At 67.7% G+C, this 24924-nt stretch carries 16 protein-coding genes and 3 pseudogenes; 3 read left to right on the plus strand and 16 right to left on the minus strand.

From position 1 onward, the window contains the following. Window positions 1-1179: 1179 nt before the first annotated feature. The 5 genes and pseudogenes from AB0D04_RS29760 to AB0D04_RS29780 all read right to left on the minus strand — a co-directional run. Window positions 1180-1386, minus strand: a pseudogene (locus AB0D04_RS29760) (flavoprotein); the annotation flags it as partial. A 198-nt stretch (window positions 1387-1584) separates the two neighbouring features. Beyond that, window positions 1585-2658 carry a hypothetical protein gene (locus tag AB0D04_RS29765; protein ID WP_362709449.1) on the minus strand — a complete coding sequence of 358 codons (1074 nt, stop codon included), beginning with the start codon at window positions 2656-2658 and terminating at the stop codon, window positions 1585-1587. 772 nt (window positions 2659-3430) lie between these two features. After that, window positions 3431-4411 (minus strand): hypothetical protein, encoded by a 981-nt coding sequence (locus AB0D04_RS29770; protein ID WP_362709452.1) that lies wholly within the window; start codon window positions 4409-4411, stop codon window positions 3431-3433. Between the two features lie 15 nt (window positions 4412-4426). Continuing rightward, entirely contained in the window at window positions 4427-5269 is an 843-nt protein-coding gene (locus tag AB0D04_RS29775) for a papain-like cysteine protease family protein (protein WP_362709454.1), read from the minus strand. A gap of 430 nt (window positions 5270-5699) precedes the next feature. After that, entirely contained in the window at window positions 5700-6323 is a 624-nt protein-coding gene (locus AB0D04_RS29780; protein WP_362709456.1) for a hypothetical protein, read from the minus strand. A 581-nt stretch (window positions 6324-6904) separates the two neighbouring features. Here AB0D04_RS29780 and AB0D04_RS29785 point away from each other — a divergent pair. Further along, complete coding sequence (locus AB0D04_RS29785) at window positions 6905-7855, plus strand: helix-turn-helix transcriptional regulator (protein ID WP_362709458.1); 951 nt, start codon at window positions 6905-6907, stop codon at window positions 7853-7855. A 1238-nt stretch (window positions 7856-9093) separates the two neighbouring features. Here the strand turns inward: AB0D04_RS29785 and AB0D04_RS29790 are convergent. Beyond that, window positions 9094-10065 carry a hypothetical protein gene (locus tag AB0D04_RS29790; RefSeq protein ID WP_362709460.1) on the minus strand — a complete coding sequence of 324 codons (972 nt, stop codon included), beginning with the start codon at window positions 10063-10065 and terminating at the stop codon, window positions 9094-9096. Between AB0D04_RS29790 and AB0D04_RS29795 the strand changes: the two genes are divergently transcribed. Further along, window positions 10048-10386 carry a hypothetical protein gene (locus AB0D04_RS29795; protein ID WP_362709462.1) on the plus strand — a complete coding sequence of 113 codons (339 nt, stop codon included), beginning with the start codon at window positions 10048-10050 and terminating at the stop codon, window positions 10384-10386. The genes AB0D04_RS29790 and AB0D04_RS29795 overlap by 18 nt on opposite strands. 1014 nt (window positions 10387-11400) lie before the next feature. Here the strand turns inward: AB0D04_RS29795 and AB0D04_RS29800 are convergent. The 10 genes and pseudogenes from AB0D04_RS29800 to AB0D04_RS29845 form a co-directional block, all read right to left on the minus strand. Then, on the minus strand, window positions 11401-12522 hold the full coding sequence (locus tag AB0D04_RS29800) for a Gfo/Idh/MocA family oxidoreductase (protein WP_362709464.1): 1122 nt from the start codon (window positions 12520-12522) through the stop codon (window positions 11401-11403). 70 nt (window positions 12523-12592) lie between these two features. After that, entirely contained in the window at window positions 12593-14887 is a 2295-nt protein-coding gene (locus AB0D04_RS29805) for a glycoside hydrolase family 3 N-terminal domain-containing protein (RefSeq protein ID WP_362709467.1), read from the minus strand. A 196-nt stretch (window positions 14888-15083) separates the two neighbouring features. After that, window positions 15084-16730 (minus strand): alpha-amylase family glycosyl hydrolase, encoded by a 1647-nt coding sequence (locus AB0D04_RS29810; protein WP_362709470.1) that lies wholly within the window; start codon window positions 16728-16730, stop codon window positions 15084-15086. A 463-nt stretch (window positions 16731-17193) separates the two neighbouring features. Then, the gene (locus AB0D04_RS29815) at window positions 17194-18387 is read right to left on the minus strand and encodes a family 1 glycosylhydrolase (RefSeq protein ID WP_362709472.1); all 1194 of its coding nucleotides are present in this window, start codon (window positions 18385-18387) and stop codon (window positions 17194-17196) included. A 47-nt stretch (window positions 18388-18434) separates the two neighbouring features. Further along, window positions 18435-19331: a carbohydrate ABC transporter permease gene (locus tag AB0D04_RS29820; protein WP_362709474.1), complete on the minus strand. Its 897-nt coding sequence runs from the start codon at window positions 19329-19331 to the stop codon at window positions 18435-18437. 11 nt (window positions 19332-19342) lie between these two features. After that, window positions 19343-20380 (minus strand): sugar ABC transporter permease, encoded by a 1038-nt coding sequence (locus AB0D04_RS29825; protein ID WP_362709477.1) that lies wholly within the window; start codon window positions 20378-20380, stop codon window positions 19343-19345. Next, window positions 20286-21638: an extracellular solute-binding protein gene (locus AB0D04_RS29830; RefSeq protein ID WP_362709480.1), complete on the minus strand. Its 1353-nt coding sequence runs from the start codon at window positions 21636-21638 to the stop codon at window positions 20286-20288. The genes AB0D04_RS29825 and AB0D04_RS29830 overlap by 95 nt, the downstream gene beginning before the upstream one ends. Window positions 21639-21894: 256 nt before the next feature. Further along, window positions 21895-23007: a LacI family DNA-binding transcriptional regulator gene (locus AB0D04_RS29835; RefSeq protein WP_362709483.1), complete on the minus strand. Its 1113-nt coding sequence runs from the start codon at window positions 23005-23007 to the stop codon at window positions 21895-21897. Between the two features lie 441 nt (window positions 23008-23448). Beyond that, a pseudogene (locus tag AB0D04_RS29840) lies at window positions 23449-23589 on the minus strand (IS5/IS1182 family transposase); the annotation flags it as partial. Between the two features lie 58 nt (window positions 23590-23647). Continuing rightward, window positions 23648-23826: pseudogene (locus AB0D04_RS29845) on the minus strand (tyrosine-type recombinase/integrase); the annotation flags it as partial. Window positions 23827-23915: 89 nt separating this feature from the next. On the opposite strand from AB0D04_RS29845, the gene AB0D04_RS29850 reads away from it, so the two are divergent. Then, window positions 23916-24884: an ABC transporter ATP-binding protein gene (locus AB0D04_RS29850; RefSeq protein ID WP_362709486.1), complete on the plus strand. Its 969-nt coding sequence runs from the start codon at window positions 23916-23918 to the stop codon at window positions 24882-24884. Window positions 24885-24924: the final 40 nt, after the last annotated feature.

Here is a 24924-nt window from a genome sequence, read left to right on the forward strand (position 1 = left end):
CTGGGATCAGCGTCAATGACGTCGATGCGAGGAGGATCCGGTCGGCAATGTCACCTCGGAGACCGCCGCAGACCACCTGCAAGTTCAGCAGTATCCAGCCTCGTCGCCCAACGGTGCCCGCCATCCACTAATCGCTGCCGCCACCCTCATCGAGAGCGGGGACCTCGATCGAGATGAGCATGCAAGCCCCTCCGCAAGCACGACGCTTCTATTGCGCCACCCCAGCACGTCGCCCTCAGCCATCGCGCCTCAGACGACATTCTCAGGGAAGACGTTTACATCGGGGTCAACTGTAAAAATCGAGCCCGCTCAACCGCTCGGGGCCTCCGAAGCTGCGCGCTCCCCGATTCAAGGCACACGGCCCATCGAAGTGACACATCATCAAATTTAGCTGACGAAGCGTTAGCAAAGTCAGCGTTGAGTCAGCATGCACCCTGCCAGAGGTGGTGACAGGTGGCGACACATGCACGTGCGCCAATCCGCTCTGCACCACCTCTGAGCTGCATAGATGCTGGCCAACCCGCTACACCAGCAACGTTGCCCCAAACCCGGTGCCAATGGAAGCCGAAGAGGTATAGCAAGGCATCGTTGCAGGTCAGGGGCATTTCGAGGTCAGCAAGTCAGCACAAAGTCAGCATCGTCGGCGTCACGCCGGGAAACGGGACGGCTACCCGGGGCCATGCGGCACGCCGTGGTCCAGACCTCCGCAGCCTCCAGGCTTGAGACCCGGTGCTAGTTGTGGCACCAGAGTACAGCTACACCCGGGGTCCCAAACGTAGAGATAGCAACCGGAGTTCTTCGACGGCCTTTCAGCTGGGTCCCTCGAACTCGTCTAAGCTTGGCGTTTAACCTCCGCCCGTGGTCAGCTCGTTGAGCTGCCCACGGGCGGAGGTTAAACGCCTAAGTGTGAGCCGTTGATCTTCTGCTCGTGCTAGCCAAGGGCGGTTGTCCGCGTTCACGATCGTCTGCCATCCGGCAACTTCGGTGTTGGTCAGCACGAGAGGCGTGCAGAAGCCTGGTCGCGTAACGCGCAGACAGACGGAGCTTGGTGATGCTGCGCCAGTTCCTGTGGTGCGCGAGGGTGTGTTCGACGGCCGCCCGCACGGCGGCCAGCAAGCGCCGTCCAGCGGATCACACGGCGCCGACAGGACGGGCTCCGGCCGACATCAGCTGCGAGGATCACATCCGTCTGGACAGCTGGGGCGTGATCAACCCCAACGCCTCCCCCCAGCGGAAGCGGTCAGCCCCACCACCCGGCCTTGGCTTGTGCGGTTCGTACACCCCGATCAGGACGCCCATCTCGCGCAACCGGCCGAGACTCAGCCGGTAAGCGGGGTGGACGGCCTGGGCGGAGTTCAGGTACGGGCAGGACAGCGGCGAGACTGGCCTCGGCTACCGGCTCGAATGACAGAGCAATCAGCGCAGCCGCGTCGATGCCTGGCGGCTGCGGAGGCCCGGCTGCGCTGCCGCAGCCCAAAGCCACCGACGGGCGTCTTGTGCCGGCCGCGCGGCGGGCAGCTCCGGCAGCGGCCGGGGCCGGCGCCCAGCGGAACTGGGCGGAGGCCCACGAGCCGGTCGGGCAGGCTAGTTGAGCTGGTACAAGTTCGGCCCGCGCGGATGTGACAGCCACTTCTGCCGGTTCATCATGGTGATCGATGAATGGTTGTCCGTCACCAGTTGTGGAGAATCGACCGGCCAAAGGGTGTCGTGGTCGAGCCGGAACGCCGCCGGCAGGCCGGGAGCACCAAGCACCTCCGCGTGGTCGTGCAGCGATGCGCCGTACGGTACGGCGTGGTAGATCGACGGAGGTACCGAGATCCGGTTGCGGGTGAGGTCGGTGTAGACAGAGGCGTTCTGGATCTGCAGCCGTCGGCCACTGACTACGAGCGCGGCGGGCAGGCCGGGGGACTGCAGTCCGTAACCCTCGTACATCGCGGCGATCTTACTGCGCGGCATCGACGTACATTTACTGCCGCTGAGCAGGTCGATGCCGTTGTGGCTCAACTCCCGTGGCGGCGACCCCGTGGTGGCGCGGATCACATCAATGGGTAGCCGCCCGCAGTCGCCGGTTTCCGAGACGACGGAGTGCTTGTCCGGACGGGAAACGATGCCCGGTCCCTCCGACCACTGCCCCGGGATGGCCGCCTCGGAATACGGGTGTTTCTTGAGGTTGCGGGGATCGAGGAAGACCAACGTGGTGTGGCCCGGGGTGCTGTCATGGGCGATGACGAAGGCGCCCAGGGCATCCGAGTACTGCCAGTCGGCCGAGAATGCGTTGGCGACCGAGAAGCTGCGGGAGTTGGCACTGGTCTTGACCTGCCAACCCGATGCGGTGAACACCTCGACACCTGACTGGAAGGTGGGATCGGCCGAGCGCCAGACGAACTGGCCGGCTCCGTTGCTCAGTGCCCCGGCGCCCGTGGTGTCGGTGAACAGCAGATAGAAGCGGCCGTTGAGGTAGACCGCGCTCGGCTGACCGGCTCCGTAGGTGTTGTGCGTGTCCTGCTGGTTGGCCGCGGTGATGATGGCCTGGCTCTTGTTGAGTCTGGTCCAGTTGATCCCGTCGCGGCTGGAGGCGACGCCGATCGTGGTCTTCTCACCGCCATGGTCGTGCCGCAAGGCGCCGTAGTACATGTAGTACGTGCCGTTGGCGCGCACGACCGAGGGGTCACAGGTGTGCTCGTTGTCGAAGGTTCCGGTGCCGGTTCCGTCGAAGACCCTCTGGTACGGTGCCGAGCTGCCACGGGCGTGGAACGGCCCGTTCAGGCTGTTCGACTCGGCGTACAGGATGTCATCGCCCGCAACGCTGCCCCCTGGTGCCTGGCCGCACCACCACATCTTGTACACGCCGTCCACCATCACGCTGGGCGCGTAGTCATATGCCGGGCTGCCGCCCTCGACGGGCCCAGGGCTCGATCGGTAGGCGTCGGTGCCGAGTTGCTGCGGTCTTGGGGCTGCCGGAGCACGGGCTTCCGGAGCCGCACCGGCCGTCGCGGCAACGAGGCCGGTCAGGCCCACTGCGAGCAGGCATATCAACGCAGTGACGGTTCTCTTGACACCTTGAGGCATGGCTCGTCCTGTTCCGTTCTGTGCCGCGGCGAGGGGGCCGGCCCCGCCGCGGCTGCCGGGCTGACACCCACGAGGCAATGGCCCCTCCAGTGCCGGGCCACTGCCCACCTCCAGAGCCTGAACCGCGGCGAAGAAACCGCGTCAGACAGTGGGGCGCCTGGGAGTTTGTCAGCTGCTGGTGCTGCTGCGGTAGCCCTGGCAGCAGCCGATCACGACGGCGTCCCGGGCCTCGTGCACCGGCGGCCCCGAGATCACCCAATCAGGAAACCCTGACGGCGCCTGGGTCCACGTCCAACGATCGCGCCGACGCGTCGTGGTGCCTGGTTGCCGGTCCCCAGGTGGACCGGCAACCAGGGGCACATCAGTGCTCGGTGGCTGTTCGCCGCCGGCGCACGTACATCGCGCCGCCGACCGCCGTCAGGCCCGCGGCCCCGGCCACGGCGGCCAGATGCCACGACTCGTCGGTAGACGGCGCGGGTGCGGCCGCCTTGGACTGCGAGCCCTTACGCACCTCGTTGAGCGGTGCGGGTTCAGCCGTCTTTGGCCGCGCGGCCTTACCCGCGCCGGTGAGGTCCGCGTATCCGCCGGCCATTCCCTTGCGGTCGTACTCCGAGCCCGGCAACTTGTCGCCGTACCGCTTGTTGACCAGCTTCTGGTACTCGGCGAGCGGAAGGCTGCCCTTGCCCTGGAGGCTGGTGCGGGCCTCCTTGTTGAGCGGCTCGACCAGGCCCTTGTCGGTGAGCCGGTACCAGGCGTGGATCTGCGGCTCGGTGAAGGTGCGGGCTTGCGGGGTGCCGGCTTCGGCGTGGGCGAGCTCTTCGTCGCCGTCCCGGATGCCGGACAGCTGCCAGCCCTCGGTGCCGACGGTCGGGTCACCGCCGCCCTTGGCATCGCCCTTCGGCGTGAGCAGCACGGAGGCTTTGTGGCCGTCCGAGGCGTTGACCCGGGACGCGAGGAAGGTGAGCTGCAGCGCTTCCTGAGGGTTCCCCTTGGTCTTCCCCGTGACGAACCCGGGGCTGATCTCGTACATCGGCACCGGGTCCTTGAGGTCGAACCGGGGTGCGGCCTTGGCGGTGGCGGGCTCGTCCTTGGGCCCGCCTCCCATCCCACCGTCCGCGGCGCCGGCGTTCCCGCCCTGCTTGGCCGCGACCAGGAAGCGCGAGACGGTGTCCTTGACCTTGTCGGTCTTGAGGGCCTTCTGGGCCGACTGGTAGCCGGCAATGCCGTCACCATCACCTGCGTCGGCGGCGTGCGCCGGGGTGATGGCCAGCGCGGTGAGCGCGGCTGCGGCGAGGACGCCAGCCCGAGCGGCCGTGTGTGTGGAGCGTCGCGTGATCTGCATGGTCGGTCGTCCTCCTCAGTTGTGTATGTTGATACGGGAGTTGGTCCACTCGAACCGGCTGTTGTTCGCGTAGTTGTTGTAGTCCCACCAGGTGTACGTCTGGGTGGTGGGCCACGGGTCACCAACGGCGATCATGTTGCTGCCGCTGTCGTAGCCGTAGATGACGTTCATGTGGCCGCCGCCGCTGTGCCAGCCGAACCGGACGCCGAACGGACGGCCGGCGTCGATCTGCTGAGCGATCTGGGAGAAGGAGGCGCGGTTGATGCTGTCGCCGCTGCTGGCGATGCCCATCTTGGCCAGGCCGTTGGCCATGTCCTCGAGCGTGGCGGGCTGGTTGTTGCAGTCCACCCCGCGGCCGGATGCGGCCAGTCGGCAGAAGTCGTGCTGGTCGTAGTCGGTGAAGCCCCAGAACTTGGCGATGGTCAGGCCGGAGGCATCCCAGCACCACTGGTTCTGGACCTGCTTCACCATCTTGATGCCGACGGTCTTCTGGCCGGCGGTGGGGGTGTCCGGGCCGGTGGAGGTGTCCGGGCCGGTGGTGTCGCTGCAGGACGGCAGGCTGTCGGTGTTCTCGACGACGAAGGCGTCGGCGACGTAGTACGACCCGGAATAAATCCACCGGGAGTTGTTCTCGACGGTGGTACCGGTGGTCCGGCAGGTCATCGAAATATCGTCGCCGGCGTGCGAGTAGTCGGCGGAATCGGACGAGGTCGAAGGCTGGGAACGCTTATTTATGTAGCCGTAATTGCCCTGCCCCCCGTTCAGGGTGCCGGTGGTCGCGGCCTGGGCCGGGACGACGACGGTCAAACCGATGACCACACCGAGCGTAGCGGTAACGGCGGCTATGAGCGCTTTCATGCGCTTGGATACGCGAAGCCTGTGCATCATGCTCCTTGATTTCAGATCCGGGAACCCACTGACGGCGGCTGCACCGATGAAGGCCGCAGTTGCGCCCTGAGGCAGGACACGGCACACCGCATCCCTGAGTGGGTTACGTGTGGGCAATGCCCGTCAGAGAAGTAGGGCAGCTTCGGACTTCAACGTCTGGGTGCGTTCAGCCGCCGCTAGAAGCGGTTACTGACGGGTCGTTCATTCCCCTCGAACAGGGTTATTGAGTTGCCGGATGCGGGCGTCGCCTCAAAGTGGTGACGCGGCGTAAAATTACCGGCACGTATTGACGGCGCTGTTTCCACACGCCCCGGCTTCTCAACCCCGAGAGAACCGGGTTGAACGTGGAAGGGGCTACGCCACCGCCCCCGGACAAGCAATCCGGGGACTGCCTGAGGCGTTATCCCCGTGCCGAGGCCGCGAAGGCGCGCAGAGTGGACCAGGCGATGAACTCGGCGGCACAGTCGAGGATTTCGGAACCGCGGTTGGGTTGTTCCATTTCGTAGCTGTGGCTGGTGTCCTGTGCAGTGATGATGCCGCAGCGCATGGTGACCAGGCCGGAGTGCTCGTGGGGTGAGCCGCCGCGCCACTGGCCGGCGGCCCGGATCGTCAGATCTTGGTCCTGCCGAGGGCCAGATGGCGCGGGGAGGGCGAGCGCTTGTGCGAACTGCCTGAGGGACAGGCCGTCATGGAGCACCAGCTGAGGGCGGGGAACGAGGGCCTTGAGCTGTTGGAGGGCGCCGGTGTGGCCGGTGCTGACGATGTGGCCGTCGAGCGCCTGGGTGATCTCGGCCGTCAGTGCGGTGTGCTGGTCGGGGTCGGCGTGCAGGGCGATGTCGACGTAGGGGTAGGTCCAGCAGTAGCCGACCGAGGTGTCGCCGGGGCAGGCGGCCAGGATGATGTCGACGCGAGCAGCGACGTCCGGTTCGTACAGGCCCAGGATGCGCCAGCGCAGCGGGTCTGCCGTCTGGGGGGTGCGCCATCCGAGGCCGCGCCCAAGGTGTGTTCCTGCATGGGCAGGCACTCCTTGGGTGGTCCGGGCAACAGGAGGAGATGCCGGCCGAAGGCGGGGATGTGGGCTCCCCAAGCGGTGCCGTGGTCGTTGGGTAGCGGGATGACCCCTGCGGGGAACTGGGCCTGGCGCCGGTTGTACACGCATGCATCACTCCTTCTGATCCCTGGGGGGATTAGCGCAGCAAATGCCCTTGTCTACAAGGAATTTGATAGCGGTCTGCCGTTCTGGCAGGTGGGGGAAACGCCTCATGCAGGAGTATGCATGAGATGGACCGTCACTTGCGGTTCCGATACTGCGAGTGGCGGTGCTCCCGGCCATTACCCTGACCGCAATCTCGTGAATTCCTCGGCAAGCCAGCGGAAGAGGTAGACGGTGACCGGGTCCCGCCTGGCTGCCTGGGCCAGTCACCGCCCCCGCCCGGAGCCTCACGCCACGTGATCATTTAAGGAATCACGGCCAGCGCCTCGGATCCGGATACCCTCGAAACGTCGGTCTCGGCAACTCGGCAATTGCCAAGACCGCGTCCAATCAATGCCAGGGGGGTGTTCGCAATGAAGAGGACGGTCGCAGAAATACGCCACATTCCACATATGTGGGATATTGCCGCGAACGGGGAAAATCGGGCTCAAGGGTCTTTCCTCGCCGAAGAGACGTCCACTGTCGATGACAGATCTGTGGGCCGGCTACTTCGAGCTTGGCGTGCACGCATCGATCGCCGCACCATCCGTGAACTGCGTGACGCGGCCCGCCGCTCCAGCCCCCGGCTGACACAAGCGGACATGGGGCGCCTCACAGGGGTCAGTGAGGGCTGGTACAGAGCACTCGAATCAGGACAGTGCCGAAACTTCTCCGACCAGTTCCTGACCCGCGTCGCCCAGGTCCTGCAGCTCAATGACGCCGAGACTCTCACGCTCTTCCTCGGCGTCACCGGCCGCAGACCCCCGGCCGACATGGCGGAACGGCAGCAGCTCAACCCCGAGGTTCAGGGACTGCTGGAACACCAGGCACCACATCCGGCCTACCTGTCCGACAGCGCCTGGAACATCGTCGCGGCCAATAAGCCGATGACCGAGTGGTTTCCCTGGTTGGTCGGTCCCCGCGCGAACCTGATGCGCTGGGCGCTCCTGGCGCCCGAAGCCCGTGAGCAAACGCTCGACTGGGAGGACAACTGCGCGCGCGTCTTCCTCGCCATGCTCCGCGTAGCGGTCAACCGAGACGGCTGGGACTCCCCAGTCGGAACCCTGCTGGAGGAGATCCTCTCCCAAGACCCGGACTGTCGGCGCATCTGGGACCAGGAGCACGAGGTAGTCGAACACCGCGACGGACACCGCTACACCCTGCGCCTGCCCATCCACGACTACAAGACAGTCGAGGTGGCCTGCCACGTCCTGCTGCCTATCCAGCGCCCCGACCTGCGGGTCGTCGTCCTCACCCGGATACCCCCGGCAGGCCAAGACCTCTCACCGTCCCAGCACGCGGTAGCGTCCTTCGAGCTCGACGCTGCCTCGACCTGTGCTCGCACCACCGATCAGTCCGCCTGACGCCGCAGAAGGGTGAGCCCGATGGCGTGTCTGACTGATCTCGCGAGGCCAAGGAGCGTCCTGCTGCCGTGACAAGACGCACCTCTTCTGGTCTCAGAAGGCGTTGTCATTGCGATCACGGCTGTTGAGTTTCCGCAGGTGAGGAGTGAAGTCGCCTTCGGTGAGGGAGTGCTGGGGCGTCGTGTTAGCTTCTTGATCGGGTGGAGGTGGCCGGTGCCGTCGGTGCTGGGTCTACTGGAGGCGAAGGAGTCGGCCGCGCGGGAGGCGGTCGAGGGGGCGCGGGAGGAATCAGCCCAGATGGCCACCGAGCTCGATGAGGCCGAGCGGGCTCTTCAACGGCTGGTCATCGCCCGTGAAGCGGTGGTGGAGGTTCTGGCCGAACCGAAGCGGCGAAGGGCCGGGGCGGGATGCGGGCCAGGGACCTGGCTGCGGCACCGGGCTTGGAGGGACACCGACGAAAGGTGTCCGATCGCACCGACGGAACGGGCGGCATCGCGATAGCGGTGCCGTCTGTGGTGTTTCTGGGCATGAGAACGCGGACAGCCAACGGCGTGAGGCCGTTGGCTGTCCGCGTTTGCTTAGTGATCTTCGGTTGTTCAGCTCTCGGAGGGCTTGGTGGCTAGCTGGGCGTTGTGGGGAAGGTCTCAGGGCTGGTTGATGTAGCCCTTGGGGGTCCAGGTGCCCAGGGGCTTGGTCTTGCGGCGGCGGGTGGGTCGGCGGCGGGGGCGTTTGTCGCCCAGAACGACGGAGTTGGCCCAGGCGGTGAGTTTGCGGCGGTTGGCGTGGGCGAGTTGGAAGGCGAGTAGGAGGGTCTGGGCGGCGATGCCGCGGATGCGGCGGGTGCCGGCTTCTTCGAGGCGCTCGTAGAGGGTGTCCTTGGCGTAGCCGTTGATGCCTTCGATGCTGTTGCGGAGGCGGAAGTAGACGCGCTGCCAGGTTTGTGAGCCGTACTGGGGGGGGTTGCCAGAGGTTGGCGCCGGCTTCGGGCGGGACGGTGACGGTCTTCTGGCTGCAGCACGGGGGTGAGCCGGCGGGGCTGGGGGTGGGGTCGACGAGGGGCAGGTGGATGCCGCGGCCGAGGGTGTACTTCTTGAGCGGGCACTGGGTGCGGCCTGCTTCGGCGGGGCACATCATGCGGCGGTGGCCTTCGGCGTCGGGGCGCTGCTTGGGCATGAAGAGGTAGGCGGCGCGGGCGCGGATGCGTTCGATCCAGGTCTGCTTGTCGATTTTCTCGGCGATCAGGTCCTTGGTGGTGTCCTTGAGTTCCTGGGGCATGGAGGGCAGTACCAGTTGCCCTCGACGAGTCCGGCTCCGGCGAAGCCTGCCTGGACACCAAGTTGGTCCTGGGCGTAATCGTAGACGGGTTCGTAGCCCATGGCGCGGATGGGGAGCTGGAAGTTCTCCGGCTTCTGGCCGTTGTAGGCACGGTCGCCGGCCAGGTAGCCGCGCGGGAGGCTGTCGTGGACCTGCTGGAGGGCTTCGGTGGCGACGTGGCCGGGGCGGTGGCTGGGCTTGTCGACGGAGAAGGCGATGACCAGGGCGGGGACGACGTCGGGGTTCGCGGAGCCGTCGGGCAGCGGGGCGCCGTCGTGGTGGGGGTCGCGGGCTACGACGAGGGAGGCGTCGTAGCCGAACAGGCGCTTTTTGATCCGGTCCTTCTTCTTCTGGAGCTTGGCGCCCTTCTTGTTCTGTTGTGCGGGGGTGAGGTCGTCGAGGGCGAGGGGGTCCTTGTGCTTGGTGGTGCGGACGTACCAGGCGGCATCGGGGTCGGTGGAGGTGACAGGGCTGTCGGGGGACAGGCCCTTGGCGTAGGTGCCGATGACGGTGGCGTCGATGCTGATCGAGCCGTTCCAGTGGTCTTCCAGGAGGGGGAGGGCCTCGCGCAGGGACATGGCGAGGATCATGTTGGTCACGCGGAGCATGAGCGTGCGCTTGTGGGCGAGTTCGTCCGGGTTGGCGTTGACCAGGAGCTTCTCGGCGTGGCGGCGGGCCAGACGGTGGTTCTTGGGTAGTGGGGAGGGGTCGAGCGCGTCGAGGATGCTGTGGATGCGGCGGCGGACAACGGCGTAGGCGGCCTCGAAGCCGCGGTCGTGATCGGGGTAGCGGCGCAGGCCGAGTTGCTCACGCGTCGCGTCGGAGAGTGAGAAGTACAGCTGGGGCCCGTTCTGGGACGGATGGGGTGGTGCGTGCTCATGTACGTGCTCATCCACACCGCAGCCTGGGTGGCTATCTCGCAGACGGATCGGCAGGAAGACAGGTTCCTGGAGAGCATGATTCTGGGGCTGGACGTGCTGCCGATCATAGGCATTCCTACCCTGCTCATCGCGGTTCTCGCGGTATCGGTCCACAAGCGCATGGGCGCGGTCCGGTTCCGTGTGCTGCTTGCCCTCCCGCTGATCCTCTGTGCTTGGCCCCTCCTGTACACAGGCTCGCCCGAAATCGAGTGCCAGGTCATGGCTCAGATCGCATTTGCCGCGCTGATACCTGCGCCGCTCTTCCCTCAGGAGCGACTCGGTAGGACTGACGGGTAGGGGCGCCCTTCACCGGACCGCCGGTGACCTCAGCGGCTGGCACCGACAGCAGCGACTCCGAGCGCTCTCGTTAGCACCGCGATCAGCAGGCCCCGGCTGCATTCCCTGGCACCGGGGCGTCTGGGACCGACCTGAGCAGGCAGGTAGCCCCGGCGACTGACAGGCTGAACATGCAGCCGCGCATAGCGATCTGGAGGAAGGCAAGCTAGACGACCGAGACGGACAGCTAAGGAAGCCCCATGCCCGTTTTGTGCCTGACCGAGCTTGACGCGGACTGGAGCGCCGACGCCTCGGCCGTCGCGCCCACTGAGCGGGCCGGGCTCCTTTCCCCATGCCCCTGAAGCAGGGCGCCGGCCCGGCCCGGCATGACCTGCTCCCGACGAACTCGGTAATGCGGGTTGGCAGCATGCCGGCCCTGAGCACTTGCACCAGCAACCCCACCTCGGGTACCCGCGCGTCCCCCTCCTTCCACCTGCCCTCGATGGAATCCTGGCGTCAATCAGTACCCGCCTGACGAGTCCGTGCCCTCCACGTGCCTCAACGAGCGGTAAATGACGGTCAACACGGGTCCCCACTGACCCTCTTCACCCTGCCCCGCAGCCCGCGTTTGTACAGGTCAGGACCACAATGATCCATGCATGCCCCGTTGATTCCCAAGCTCAGAGCGTGGGTTCGATTCCCGTCACCCGCTCCATGCAGAAGCCCCAGGTCAGCGGCCTGGGGCTTGCTTGTTGTCTAGACCATTTCGTGGCCGCGTGCCATTCGCGTGCCATAACATATCGATTACCGCGCCGAATTGACGCCACAAGCCCCTTTCCGAGCGACTTGATCAGCTGTCATCTCGAATCGCGAGACGCGATTTATGTGATCTGCCCCACATGATGCCGGGTCGTCAGCAACGATGCACTTGCGAACACCGCCGGACATTTCGCGGCCGAGGCCAGCACGCCCAGTTCCCGCCGCTGGCCGCCGTCGGGCATTCGGGGCGTCGGGGTGACAGTCAGTCCGTTGGGTTCACCCCGGTGTCGGGCTCACTCCAGCGTCGCTGCGTACGGATCCCAGGGCTCGGGGAGCGGTTCGGCGTCGGGGCAGTCGGTGGTGACCCGGCGGAACTCGGCGTTGTGCGCCGACTCCCCGATCGCCGCCGTGGTGTCGAGTACGTGCTGCGCCATCGCGCCGGACGCACGGTGCGGGCGTCCGTCCCGCAGCGACCGTGCCATCCTCCAGTACGCCGATGCCGCGGCCCGCGGTCGTGCCCTCCACGGCAAGCTCGCGCCACTTCTCGTCGCCGGCTCCCCGCACTCGCAACGGGCCGCTGAAGGAGTTGGGGTCCGGCACTCTCAACGTGCCGTCGGTGCCGGTGATCTCGATGACAGTGCGCTCGATTGGCGAGTCGAAGCTGAACGTCGAGGACGCGCTCGCGCCCCGGCCGAAATCGATCAACGCCGTGACATGCGTGGGGACTTCGACGGGGAAGCGCTTTCCCGCCTTCGGCCCCGAACCGATCACGCGTTCCGCGCGCCCCGTACGCGCGGTTGCCGCCACCTGCCGGACCGGCCCGAGGAGGGCGACCAGCGCCGTCAGATAGTACGGGCCGATGTCGAAGAGCGGGCCCGCACCCTGCTGGAAGAGGAACTCCGGGCTGTGGTGCCAGCTCTCCGGGCCCGGGCCGAGCGTCGCGGTCGCGGCGGCGATGGGCGTGCCGATCACACCGGCGTGGATCGCCCGTATGGCGGACTGGATTCCGGCGCCGAGGAAGGTGTCCGGCGCGCTGCCCACCCGCAGCCCGCGCTCCGTGGCCTCGCCGAGCAGCTTCGCACCGTCGGCGGGCTCCAGGGCCAGCGGCTTCTCCCCGTACACGTGCTTGTCGGCCTCCAATGCGGCGCGCGCGACGGTGGTGTGGGCGGCCGGGGCCGTCAGATTGACGACGACCTCGACCTCGGGAACCGCCAGCACGGTGGCGACGTCACCGGCCACCGGCACGCCGTACTCGCGTGCCGCCTCCTCGGCCCGCCGGGTGTCCAGGTCGGCGACGCCGAGCACCCGTATGTCGGGGAAGGCGGTCAGAGCGCGCAGGTACTCGGTGCTGATGACTCCGGCGCCGACCAGGGCGACGCCCACGGGTCCTGTCGTCATGCCTGCTCCAGAGCGGTGAGGTGGGCGTGGCTGGCGGCGAGCGCCTGGACGCACCGCATTCATGCCGCCTTCATTTCTGGATGCGGAAACGTGCGGTCAGTTGTTGCTCGTGCCGTGAGCTGGGGCCGACACTGAGTTCGAATTCGCCGGGTTCGACGACCCGGCGGTTGTCGGCCGTGACGAATGAGCAGTGCGAGGCGGGGATACGGATGTCGACGGCGACGGCCTCACCCGGGGGGATCTCGGCCTGGACGAACGCCTTCAGCTCCTGCTCGGCCCAGGTGACGCTGGTGGTGAGATCGCTGACGTAAGCCTGAACGGTCTCCAGAGCGGGGCGGCTGCCGGTGTTCGTGAGGCGCACTGTCGCGTCGACCGTGCCGTCCGCGGGTACGTTCTGGTCCCGCAGGACGAGGTGGGAGTAGGTGACGGTGGTGTAGCTGAGGCCCTCGCCGAACGCGAACAACGGGTCCTGGCTGAGGTCCGCGTAGCGGTCTCCGTGCTGGCCGCGCACTTGGTTGTAGAAGACGGGCTGTTGTCCGACGTGTCGTGCGAAGGAGAGGGGCAGTCGGCCGCTGGGCTCGATGAGTCCGAAGAGGAGTTCGGCGATGGCCCGGCCACCGCGCATGCCTGGGTTGAACGCCTCGACGAGTGCCGCCGCGTTCAGCGCGGAGTCCGGGAGGGTGCTCGGCTTGGACTGGATCAGCACCACGATCGTGGGTGTGCCGGTGGCGGCGATCGCGTCGAGCAAGGCGATCTGGCCGCCCTGGAGATCCAGTGTGGCCGTCGAGCACCCCTCGCCGGTGAGGGCGATGGTGTCGCCCACGACTACCACGGCGTAGTCGGCGGCCTTCGCGGCGGCGGTGGCCTGCCGGAGTTGTTCCTGGTCGACCGGGGCGGGGCTGAAGACGGGCGGCCGCGGTTGGCCGTCGGGCCAGAACAGCCCGCGGGGATCGGCGGCAAGAGCCCCGATGTCCGCTCCGACCGTGTGGGTCACCGTCCAGTCTGCGGGCGCGACAGCACGCAGACCGTCAAGCACGGTCTCCACCAGCTGGCGTGGCTGACCGTCCGGCATCCAGTCGACCTGGCCGGAGGCCCCGGCCCAGTCGCCGAGCATGGCCTGTGGGGTGTCGGCGTTGGGGCCGACGACCGCGATCGTGCGCGGTGGGCCCTGGCTGACGGCGCGGCCGAGCTCGTCGCCGGTCAGTCCCCCTTCGAAGGGCAGAGTTCCGTCGTTGCGCAGCAGTACCAGGGAGCGGCGTGCGGTGCGGAGGTTGAGCTCGGTGTGTTCCTGGCAGCCGATCACCGCCTTTTGCCGCTCGGGGTCGGGGGCGCGGGGGTCTTCGAAGAGGCCCAGCTCGAACTTGAGGCGCAGGACCCGTCGAACGGCGTCGTCGATCCGCTTCTCGTCGGCCAGGCCGCGCGCGACCGCCGTCTGGGCGGCCTGGAAGAAGTCGGGTGTGGTCATGATGAGGTCGTTGCCGGAGTTGATGGCGAGGGCCGCTGCCTCGACGACGTCGGCGCAGACCTGCTGCTCCCAGACCATCCGGCCGACGTTGTCCCAGTCGGTCACCAGCGTTCCGGTGAAGCCCCATTCGCCCTTGAGCACGTCGTTGAGCAGCCACCGGTTCGCGGTGATCGGGACCCCGTCCATCGACTGGTAGCCGAGCATGAAAGTGCGGCATCCGGCGCGGACCGCCCGTTCGAACGGTGGCAGGAACCAGGAGCGCAGCTTGCGCGGGGTCAGGTCGGCCTCGCTCGCGTCCCGGCCGCCCTGGGTCTCGGAGTAGCCGGCGAAGTGCTTCGCGCACGCCAGGACGGCGGTCGGGTCGTTGAGGCCCTCGCCCTGGTAGCCGCGCACCATCGCGGCCCCCAGCTCGCCGATCAGGAACGGGTCTTCGCCGAATGTCTCGTTGACCCGGCCCCAGCGCAGGTCCCGGGTAATACACAGCACCGGTGAGAACGTCCAGTGGATTCCCGTCGCCGAGATCTCGGTGGCGGCGGCGCGGGCGGCTTGCTGGAGCAGTGCGGGATCCCAGGTGCAGGCCATGGCAAGCTGGGTCGGGAAGATGGTCGCTCCGGGCCAGAACGAGTGACCGTGGATGCAGTCGTCGGCGGTCAGCAGCGGAATGCCGAGCCGGGTTTGCCGGGCCAGTGCGATGGCCTCCCGCATCCGCGTGGGGGACGCGTGCAGGACCGACCCGGCCAGCTTGGCGGACACAATGTCCACCAGATCGTGGCGGGCGTCGAGTTGCAGCAACTGCCCCACCTTCTCCGGCAGGGTCATCCGCGCCAGCAGGTCATGGGTCCTCGCTTCCACGGACGCGTCGGGATCGAGGTACAGCGCAGAGCGGGGTGAGTGTTCCAACACGAGCTCCAAAAGAACTATTTCGGTAGGTAAGTCTGTCAGGTGTGCGGTGTTGAGGATGACCGCGGCTGACTGCTCGGAGGTCACGGGGCGCGGTATTTCCGACCGCCCGGATCACTGTGCGGAGCCACTGTCCGGGGGCGCACCGTCCACCATCGCTAACCCTTCGATGTCCCAGCGCTGCGGGCGCGAACAGTCAGTCCGGGAGGCGGTCCACGAGCCACCAGGCAGCGCTGTTGGCCGCGAGCTTTCCTTCATCGCAAGGGAGGCTGGACAGCAGTGGTTGTCGGGGAACGGGTGCGGTGACAGGTGCGTCCGTGAAGTTCACAGCACACACGAAGCCCGACCCGCGGCCGAAGACCAGTGTGCCGGGAGGACTCGGCAGCCAGCTGAGCGTGGTGTCGCGGAGCGAGGCCAGGCTGCGGCGCAGTTGCAGGGCGTCGCGGTAGAGGTGCCAGCTGGACCCGCTGTCGCCACGCTGACGCTGCACGGAGTGTCGGGCGAACGAGGGTGGCTGCGGGAGCCACGACCGGTGCGCCGGCGCGTCGGAGAAGCCGAACGGCGCCTGCTCCCCGGTCCAGGGAAGCGGTACGCGGCATCCGTCGCGGCCTTTGGCCGGGTCGCCGGTCGCGGCCACGATGGGGTCGGTCAGGGCTTCCGGCGGCAGGTCGGTTACTTCGGGCAGGCCGAGTTCCTCGCCTTGGTAGAGGTAGGCGCTGCCAGGCAGTGCCAGCATCAGCAGCACCGCGGCGCGTGCCCTGGCCGCGCCGCGTTCGGGATCCGGTTCCTCGCCGGGCAGCGCCCCCCGGCTGTACCGGGTGGGGGTGCGCTGCTGATCGTGGTTGTTCAGAACCCAGGTAACCGGTGCACCGGTGGACGCGATGCCTTTCAGCGCGGCGTCTATCCGGGCACGGAACGCCGCAGCGTCCCAGGGGCTATGAAGCAGGTCGAAGTAGAAAGCCTGGTGGAGTTCGTCGGGGCGCAGATAAGCGGCCTGGTCCGCGGGCGTGGGGACGGCCACCTCCCCGACGAGGGTGCGCTCCCGGCCGTCCCGCGCGGTGTAGGCGTCGCAGATCGCCCGCCAGCGGCGCCAGACCTCGTGCACCTCCGGCCGGTTCCAGGCCAGCGGGTTGACGGCGTCGCGCACGTCCTCGTCGGCGGTGGGGTCCGGTGAGTCGGGCAGCTCCGGATGCTTGAACAGCCCGACCGCGACATCGATGCGGAAGCCGTCCACTCCGCGGTCCAGCCAGAACCGCAGTACGTCGTCGAAGCAGTCCGCGACCTCCGGGTGGCGCCAGTTGAAGTCCGGCTGGTGCGGGGTGAACAGATGCAGGTACCACTGCCCCAGGCGGCCGTCGGCCTCCCGGATCCGGGTCCAGGCGGGACCGCCGAACATGGCCCGCCAGTTGTTCGGCGGCAACTCCCCGTCTTCGCCGCGCCCGTCGGCGAAGTGGAACCTGGCGCGGGTGGCGCTAGCCGGTCCGGCCTCAAGTGCCTCGCGGAACCATGGGTGCTCGCGGGAGCAGTGGTTGGGGACGACATCGAGGATGACCTTGAGCCCGAGGGCGTGTGCGTCGGTGATCAGCCGGTCGAATTCGGCGAGGTCACCGAAGAGCGGATCGATCGCGCAGTAGTCGGAGACGTCGTAGCCGTGGTCGTGCTGCGGGGACGGGAAGCAGGGGCTGAGCCACAGCCCGTCGACACCCAGCATGGTCAGGTAGGGCAGTCCGGCCCTGGCGCCGCGGAGGTCGCCCACACCGTCGCCGTTCCCGTCGCGGAAACTGCGCAGATAGATCTGGTACATCACGGCGTCGCGCCACCACGGCACACCGGGGATCGCCATCGGACAGACACCTTTCAGGTAGCCGGCACACGCCGGCGGACGCCGGAGCTTGCCGGGTTCGGGAGGGAGGAGGTTCTGGCTGCGCGCGAGCGGAGGCCAATGCCCGCTCGGAGCCTCGGTGCGTGTGAGCCGCAGGCAGAACCGGTGGCCGCGACGGCGCCCGGACAGCGGGGATGGGGTCCGGGCGCCCTCGAAGCCACCGGTGCGGGACACCTGCCTCGCTGTTGCGGAGTGCGACCAGAGGAGGCGCGTTTGGTGAAGATGCCGTTCCGTGTGGGGCGGGGCAATTCCGGGTAAGCGGCTCAGTCGAGATGGTTCATCGTTCAAATCGGGGTGCTGTGGTATCGGCCTTCATCGCTGTCAAGGCGTCGTACGCAGCATCCGTACTCACCGCAGACGCGCGCCAAGCGAATCCCGGTACTCGTGGTGTCACCCCCACTGGGGTGGGCCTCTCGCTGCCGCGTCACTGGCGGGTCGTGCCGACGGTGAGCCGGCCGGACTTGGCGACTTCGCCGAGCCAGTGGGCGCTGGGCTTGGGGGTGCGGGCGAAGGTCTGGCGGTCTACGGCGATGAGGCCGAACGTGGGCCGGAAGGTGCCCCACTCGTAGTTGTCCAGGGCCGACCAGTGCAGGTAGCCCTGCACGTCGATGCCCTCGGTCATGGCCTGGTGTACGGCGGTCAGGGCGCCGGTTGCGTAGGCGATCCGACGGGTGTCGTCGGCGGTGGCGATGCCGTTCTCGGTGACGATGACGGGGACGCCGTCGGTGAGCTTCCAGGCGTTGCGGATGCCGTCGCCGACGGCAGGTGGGTAGTACTCCCAGCCCATGAGGGTCTTCTCGGCGCTCTCACGGGGCGGCTTGGGGCCGTCGGGGCCGATGACGGTGCGGGTGTACGCCTGGACGCCGATGAAGTCGTCGCCGCGGGCGGCTTCGAGGAAGAAGTCCTCCCGGGGGTGGCCGTGGGCATGGGCGATCTGCTCGCAGCCGGGTTCGGGCTGGAACGCCTGGGTGGCGATCGCCCACCCGGATTTGACCCCAGTGAGGGTGGAGAGCACCGCGCGGCTCCTGCGGTGCGCGAGGACCAGGGTCTGCGAGACGTCGGGGTCGGGCAGACCGTAGACGTGGTTGGGCAGGTTCTCCTTGGCCTTGGCGGCATCGTGCGCGACACCGTTGGGCTCGTTGATGGTGCACACCCATTCCACCCCTTCGGCCAGAATGGGCAGGACGGCCTGGGTGAAGCGGGCGAACAGGTCGGGCGCGTCCGGCGCCTGCCAGCCGCCGCGTCGGTCGAACCAGCGGGGGACGGTGAAGTGATGCAACGTCACCATCGGCGTGAGGCCCGCGTCGTGGCAGGCGGTCACCATGCGCCGGTAGTGATCGATCGCAGCCCGGGATATGAAGCCCTGCTCGGGTTCGATGCGGGACCACTCCAGGCTGAAACGGTAGGTGTTGAATCCGAGGCTTGCCAGGAGGGCGATGTCCTCGCCGTAGCGGTGGTAGCTGTCGCAGGCGTCGCCGCTGGGTTCGTGGATGGTGGTGCCGGGGGCATGTTCTTTGGCCCACCAATCGCTGTTGACGTTGTTGCCCTCGATCTGGTGGGCCGCGGTGGCGGCACCCCACAGGAAGTCGGCAGGGAAGGTCAGCTGGTTCGCTGGCATGGAAAATCCTTGGATCGGGAGGTGGAGGTCGGGCGGCGCGGGGACGGCTACTTGATGCCGGTGGTGGCGACGCCTTGGACGAAGAACCGCTGCAGGGCCATGAACAGGGCGACCATGGGCGCGATCACCAGGACCGAGCCGGCGAGCAGCAGACTGTAATTGGTCGCGTTCTCGCCCTGGGAGTACAGCGCGAGGGCGACGGGGAGGGTGTACTTGTCCTGGCTCTGGGCCGCGACCAGCGGCCACAGGAAGTTGTTCCACGAGGAGAGGAACGTCAGGATCGTCAGAGTGGCCAGGGGCGGTCCGGACAGGGGAAGCACGATCCTGGTGAAGATGCGCACCTGGCCTGCGCCGTCGATCCTGGCGGCTTCCAGGAGTGAGTCGGGGATGCCGAGCATGAACTGGCGCATGAGGAACACGCCGAACGGCGAGGCCAGGTAGGGCAGGATCAGCGCCGGGTAGGTGTCGACCAGGTTCATCTTGGCGACCATGACGAACAGCGGTACGAAGGTCACCACGCCCGGCACCATGAGGGTGATCATCACCAGGGCGAACAGTGCGCGCTTGCCGGGGAAGTCCAGCTTGGCCAGCGCGTAGCCGATCATGGAGCAGAACACCAGGTTGCCCAGCACGGTGAAGACCGAGACCACCGCGCTGTTGAGGAAGAAGTGACCGATGTGCAGTTGGCCGAGCCAGGTGGCGTAGTTGTCCCAGGTCGGCGACGTCGGCAGCCAGCCGCTGGGCTCGCGCAGCAGCTCGCCCTGCGTCTTGAACGAGGCCAGCAGCATCCACAGGAACGGCAGCAGCGTCGCCGCGAGGGCGAAGGTGAGCACCAGGTAGTTCAGGGTGCGGGTGCGCCGGGACATCGCGGTCGGGCTGGAGCCGGTGCCGCGTGAGGGGACGGAGGCAGGGGAGGTGCCGGCAGGGGTGGTGTGGTGGGTCATGGTTGGCCGCCTCAGTCCTTGGGCCGCAGCAGACGGAACTGGATCACGCTCAGCGCGGCGATCACGGTGAACAGCACGTAGCTGGCGGCCGAGGCGTAGCCGTACTTGCCGAAGCCGAATTGGTTGTAGGTGAAGTAGCTCACCGACAGGGTCGAGTTCAGCGGGCCGCCCTGCGTCATCACGAAGGACTCCTCGAAGAACTGCAGATAGGCGACCGACAGCAGGATCGCGCCGAGCAGCAGGGTCGGGCGCAGCAGTGGCACGGTGATCCGGCGGAAGCGCTGCCAGGCGCCGGCGCCGTCCACGATGGCCGCCTCGTGCAGTTCCGGCGGGACGTTCTGCAACCCGGCCAGGAAGATGACCATCAGGGTGCCCATGTTGCGCCAGGCGGTCATACCGATCAGCGACGGCAGCGCCCATGTGGTGCTGTGCAGCCAGTCCGGGCCGGTGATGCCGACCCAGCCGAGCAGGGTGTTGAACAGTCCGTCGGGCTGCAGGATGAACCGCCAGACCACGGCGACGGCGACGATGCTGGTCACAACCGGGGTGTAGAAGCCGACGCGATAGGCGGCGCGGAACCGGGTGATGCCGCTGTTGAGGGCCATGGCCAGCGCCAGGGCGACCGCCATGGTCAGCGGGATGCCCACCACCACGACCAACGCGGTGTTGAACATGGCCTTGCGGAACTGCGCGTCGCCGAACAACTCCGCGTACTGGCTCAGTCCGACGAAGTTCACCCCGAACGGGCTCTGTACGTCCGTGGCGCGGAAGTCGGTGAACGACATCAGGAAGGAGGAGACCAGCGGGACGAGCATGAAGAACCCGAAGACCAGGAGGAACGGCAGCGCGAACAGCCACGCCGCCAGGCCCTGCCGCCGCCGGTCACTCGGAGCGCGGCTCCGGCCCTGCCGCCGCCGTCCACTCAGGGCGCGGCTCAGGCCCTGCCACCGCCGTTCACTCAGGCCGCGGCTCGGGCCGGGCTGTCCGGGCCCGGCAGCCCGGTCGGTCTTGCGGCGGCCGACCGGGGCGCTGGTGGTACTGGGTGCCATCGGTCAGTTCCCTGTTCCGATCGAATCCGCGCTGCTCTGCAGGGACTTCAGTGCCGAGGACGGATCCGTGATCCGTGCCCTTCACGATCCGCTCCAACTGGCTGTCGGCGGCGGCGCTGACCTGCGTCCACGCGGTGTTCGCCGGCGGCGCCTGGACGGAGTCCAGCTGCTTCTTGAACACCTTGAGCTTCGGGTCTGTGCGCAGTCCCGGCTCGTTCCAGGCCGACTGCACGGCGGGCAGGTCGCCGGTGGTCTTGTACCAGTCGGCCTGCGCCTTGGCCTTCGACAGGTACTGCACCAGCTTCCAGGCTGCTGCGGAGTGCTCGGAGTTACGGAAGACGACCAGGTTGGAGCCGCCGACGAACGAGGTGGAGCTCTGCTTCTTCGGGAACGGCATCACGGCGTATTTGCGCTCGAAACCGGCTCCCCCGGCCTGGTTCAGAGCACTGATCCCCACGCCGCCAGTGATGAGCATCGGTGTCCTGCCCTTGACGAACGCCGACTCCTGCGCGCCGGGCGCGATGGACAGGTTGCGGTCGGCGATGCCCTCGGTGAAGAAGCTCTGGTAGTACTTCATCGCGCCGGCCATCTGCGGGCTGTCCAGCGTCCACTTGCTGCCGGAGCTGTTCATCAGCGACGCTCCGTTCGAGAACACGAACGGCAGCATGGTCTGGAAGGAGCCACCGCCGCCGGGCCGCAGCGCGACCCCCCACTTGGCACCGGCCTTGGTCTGCATCGCCTTCGCCATGGCCTTGAACTCGGGCCAGGTCTTCGGCGGACTGGTGTAGCCGGCCTTCTTCGCCAGGTCGGTGCGGTAGTAGATCACCGGGGCGTCCACGTACCACGGCACACCCACCGTGTCGCCCTTCACCACCGCTGCGGCCTTCGCGTCCGGGAAGATGTCGCCGGTGTCGATCCCACGCGCCACCGTCTGGAAGGAGTCGGCGAAGTCGGCCATCCACGTCGTGCCCATCTGCGCCACGTCCGGCGTGGTACCGCCCGCGATCGCCGACTGGTACTTGGCGTGCGCCGCATCCCACGGGATCGCGGTGACCTTCACCTTCACCCCGGGGTTCGCCGCCTCGAAGCCCTTGATCAGCTTCGGCAGCTTCTCCCCTTCGGCGCCCTGCGCCCACAGGGTGATCGTGCCGGTCACCTTGCCCGAGGGGACCGAGCCCGCGGGCGCTGACGCGCCGCCCCCGCCGCTCCGCCCGCACGCCGTCAGCACCAACGCGGCGGCCATACACACTGCGGCCACGGAAGCCCTTCTCGGCACCATCGCTGCTCCTCTCCTGGCTGGAACCCATCCTGACGGGATGAGGTGAAAGCGCCGCAATCTAACCGATCTAAGCGCTTAGATTTGGTGGCGTGCCGGGAATCTAAGCGCTTAGAGTCGTGGCTGTAAAGGGTCCGTGCCGGTTACGTTACGGGCACGATCCACCCTCAAAGATCAGGAAACGGAGTGTGCGCGAGGGGAGTGTCAGCAAGCCTTCAGGGGTGTGAGCTGGGAGGGGTCAGGGCCGCGAGCAGCCGCAGCTCTCCCGCAGCACCACCTGCACGGGCAGCCGGCGCGCGATCGGCGGACCTGCGGGATCGGCGATCCGCGCCACGAGGATGTCCACCACTTCCCGGCCCATCGCCTGCATGGGCTGCCGTACGGTCGTCAGCGCCGGACGCACCACCCGTCCCGCCACGATCCCGTCGAACCCGGTGACCGCGACCTGCTCCGGGACGCGCACCCCGTGCTCGGCCAGCGCAGCCATCAGGTTCAGCGCCGCCTCGTCGGTGACGCACACGAACGCCTCCGGCAGACCGCCCTCCGCCAGCACCCCGGCGATCACACCGCCAGTGTCGGTCTCGTCCACGGCCAGCCGCGCCAGAGGCTTGCGCGGAACCCGCAGCCCCGCCGCCCGCAGCGCAGCCCGGAACCCGGCGAACCGCTCCCGCGCGTCGAAGGTGCTGATGTCGCCGACGAACAGCAGGTCCCGCAGCCCGTGCCCGACGATCAGATGCTCCGTGATCACTCGCATCCCGCCGCGGTTATCCACGGAGACCGTGCTGAGCCCGTCGTGCTGTGGCCCCTCCGACAACGCCACCACCGGAATCCGCTGCGAGATCCGCTCCAGCACGTCGTCCGGAACGGTGTGGGGGAAGACCGCCAGCCCGTCGACCCGCGCCACGATGTCAGTCACCGCCCTCGCGCTGTCCGCCCGGCTGCCCCCGCCGATCAGCAGCGCGTAACCACGCTGCCAGCACTCCAGCTCGACACCGCGCTGCACCTCATCCACGTACAGCGGAAACCGCAGGTGATCATCCTCCGCGTCGTCCCGCACCACAGCGACCCCGTCACCGGACTGCTTCCGACCGGCCAGTTGCCCGTCCCCGGGCTCCTCCACCGACTCCGGGCGGAAGTAGTCGAACGAGTACAGACCCAACGCCCCGGTGCGCCCATGCGCCAGCCCACGTGCACTCGCACTCGGCACGTAGTTCAGTGCCTCCGCGGCGGCCAGGACGATCTTTCGGGTCTCCTCCCTCACCTTGTGCGGACGGCGGAAGGTCATCGACACAGTCGCGATCGACACACCGGCGCGCTGCGCCACGTCGTAGACCGTCGCCGCCTTTGCCACGTTCCCCGCCTTTCACCGACCCGCGCCATCAGCCATGTTAAGCGCTTAGATGCCGTCGGCGGAGTGAGCCGGCGAGTGACGGGCACGCGCGGCGCTGCGGAACAGCGCCAGTCAGAGGGCGAGTGACGGAAGGGAACCCCAGTCAGGATGCCGGTCCTGCCCTGCCTGAAATGAGAGGCCACCAACCAACCTGAATTGGCTGGTCGCGGGCCTGGTGTGGTTCGTCGGTCTTGGCCTCGTGCCGGTCGTGAGCGGCTGCCTGCGCTCTTGATCGCCTGACGCGTCGGCGATCATGGATGCCCGGGATGCCCGGCGGGTGGCGGCCGCCGCTTCGTACGATCCGGAGAGGAGGTACAGCAGGTGGCGATGGATGCGGAACCGGACCTGCGTGAGCTGATCACTGAGGATCTTGCGGTAGAGGTCGCACAGATAGGTGGGCTGTTATGGGCGGCGGTTCGGGCGTTCGCCCCATCGGCGGGTGGTCCATGACCCCCGGATCGGGCTACGGACGGTGATGATCGTGTCGGCGAAGTCGAAGAAGGCGTCGGTCACGGTGACTCGGCGCTCGTAGTAGCGGGCGAGGCCCGTCTGACCTGCGGTGACGCAATGAGTGCGGTTGCAGTATTAATGGTGGAGCCGTCCAGATATGCCCGAGCAACCGCTGCACCTCCCACAACGTCATCCCATGCTCGAAGTTGTGGGTGGCACTGGAATGCCGCAGCAGATGCGGGAACAGCTCCGTCACCGGCCCCGGCAGGTACGGCTGCGACGCCGCCTTCAGTGCCGTCGGAACGTCGCCGGGACGACTGCCGCCGCGACCATCCCCGCCCCTCGCGGTTTGCTTGACACGCCTCCGGGCCGCTCACCATACTCATTCCACTAATCAACTAGCTAAAGGGGGGATTCGGGTGCGTGACCCGAGCCCATGGGCGATCGAGGCCGAAGGTCTGGGGAAGAAATACCGCCGCGGCTGGGCACTGCAGGACTGCTCCTTCCGGCTCCCGGTGGGGCAGGTATGTGCGCTCGTCGGGCCGAACGGCGCGGGCAAGAGCACGTTCCTGGGCACCGCGAGCCGGCTGGTGCAGCAGACGACCGGGACCCTGAAGCTGTTCGGTGTGCCGGTGTCCGACCCCGCCGTCCTGGAGCGGGTCGCCTTCCTCGCCCAGGACAAGCCGCTCTACCCGCGCTTCACCGTGGCCGAGACCCTGCGCCTGGGCCGCGAGCTGAACTCACGCTGGGACCAGGCGCTGGCGGAGCGGATCGTACGCTCCGGGAACGTCCCCTTCACGGCCCGGGTCGGCGCCCTCACCGGCGGTCAGCGCGCCCGCGTCGCCTTCGCGCTCGCCTTCGGCAAGCGGCCCGAACTGCTGCTCCTCGACGAGCCGATGGCCAATCTCGACCCGGTCGCCCGAGGTGAGATGTCGGGGCTGCTGATGGCCGAGGCCGCCGAGCACGGCACGACCGTCCTGATGTCGTCCCACATCCTCTCCGAGATGGCGGACATGTGCGACTTCCTGCTCGTCCTCGCCGAGGGACGGCTGCGGATGGCCGGACACATCGATGATCTGGTGCCCGCGCACAGGCTGGTGAGGGGTGTGGCGAGCGGTGACGGTGGGCGCGACGGCGGTGTGCCCGAGGAGCTACGCCAGCAGCACACCGTGGTCGAATCCCGGGTCACCGGGCGGCAGTTCAGCGCCGTGATCCGGCCCGGCGGCCCACTGTCCGACAGCTGGGAGGCGGTGACGCCGAACATGGAAGAGGTCCTCCTGGCCTATCTGCGATCGCCCGACGCGCCCACGCTGATCACGAACGCCGCCCGGATCGGCGGACAGATCGCCGGGCGGTCGGCAGATGCTGAAGGGGAGGTCGCGGCGTGAGCAGCACACGTAGCACGGGCCACACGAGCACGGTGACCAT

Source organism: Streptomyces sp. NPDC048483, from assembly GCF_040651455.1.
Lineage (GTDB): Bacteria > Actinomycetota > Actinomycetes > Streptomycetales > Streptomycetaceae > Streptomyces.

Coding starts and splice junctions, on each gene's coding strand:
- AB0D04_RS29825 (WP_362709477.1), bottom strand. CDS start 20,380: ATGGCACCCAGTACCACCAGCGCCCCGGTCGGCCGCCGCAAGACCGAC.
- AB0D04_RS29820 (WP_362709474.1), bottom strand. CDS start 19,331: ATGACCCACCACACCACCCCTGCCGGCACCTCCCCTGCCTCCGTCCCC.
- AB0D04_RS29815 (WP_362709472.1), bottom strand. CDS start 18,387: ATGCCAGCGAACCAGCTGACCTTCCCTGCCGACTTCCTGTGGGGTGCC.
- AB0D04_RS29775 (WP_362709454.1), bottom strand. CDS start 5,269: ATGAAAGCGCTCATAGCCGCCGTTACCGCTACGCTCGGTGTGGTCATC.
- AB0D04_RS29800 (WP_362709464.1), bottom strand. CDS start 12,522: ATGACGACAGGACCCGTGGGCGTCGCCCTGGTCGGCGCCGGAGTCATC.
- AB0D04_RS29785 (WP_362709458.1), top strand. CDS start 6,905: ATGTGGGATATTGCCGCGAACGGGGAAAATCGGGCTCAAGGGTCTTTC.
- AB0D04_RS29795 (WP_362709462.1), top strand. CDS start 10,048: ATGTACGTGCTCATCCACACCGCAGCCTGGGTGGCTATCTCGCAGACG.
- AB0D04_RS29810 (WP_362709470.1), bottom strand. CDS start 16,730: ATGGCGATCCCCGGTGTGCCGTGGTGGCGCGACGCCGTGATGTACCAG.
- AB0D04_RS29770 (WP_362709452.1), bottom strand. CDS start 4,411: ATGCAGATCACGCGACGCTCCACACACACGGCCGCTCGGGCTGGCGTC.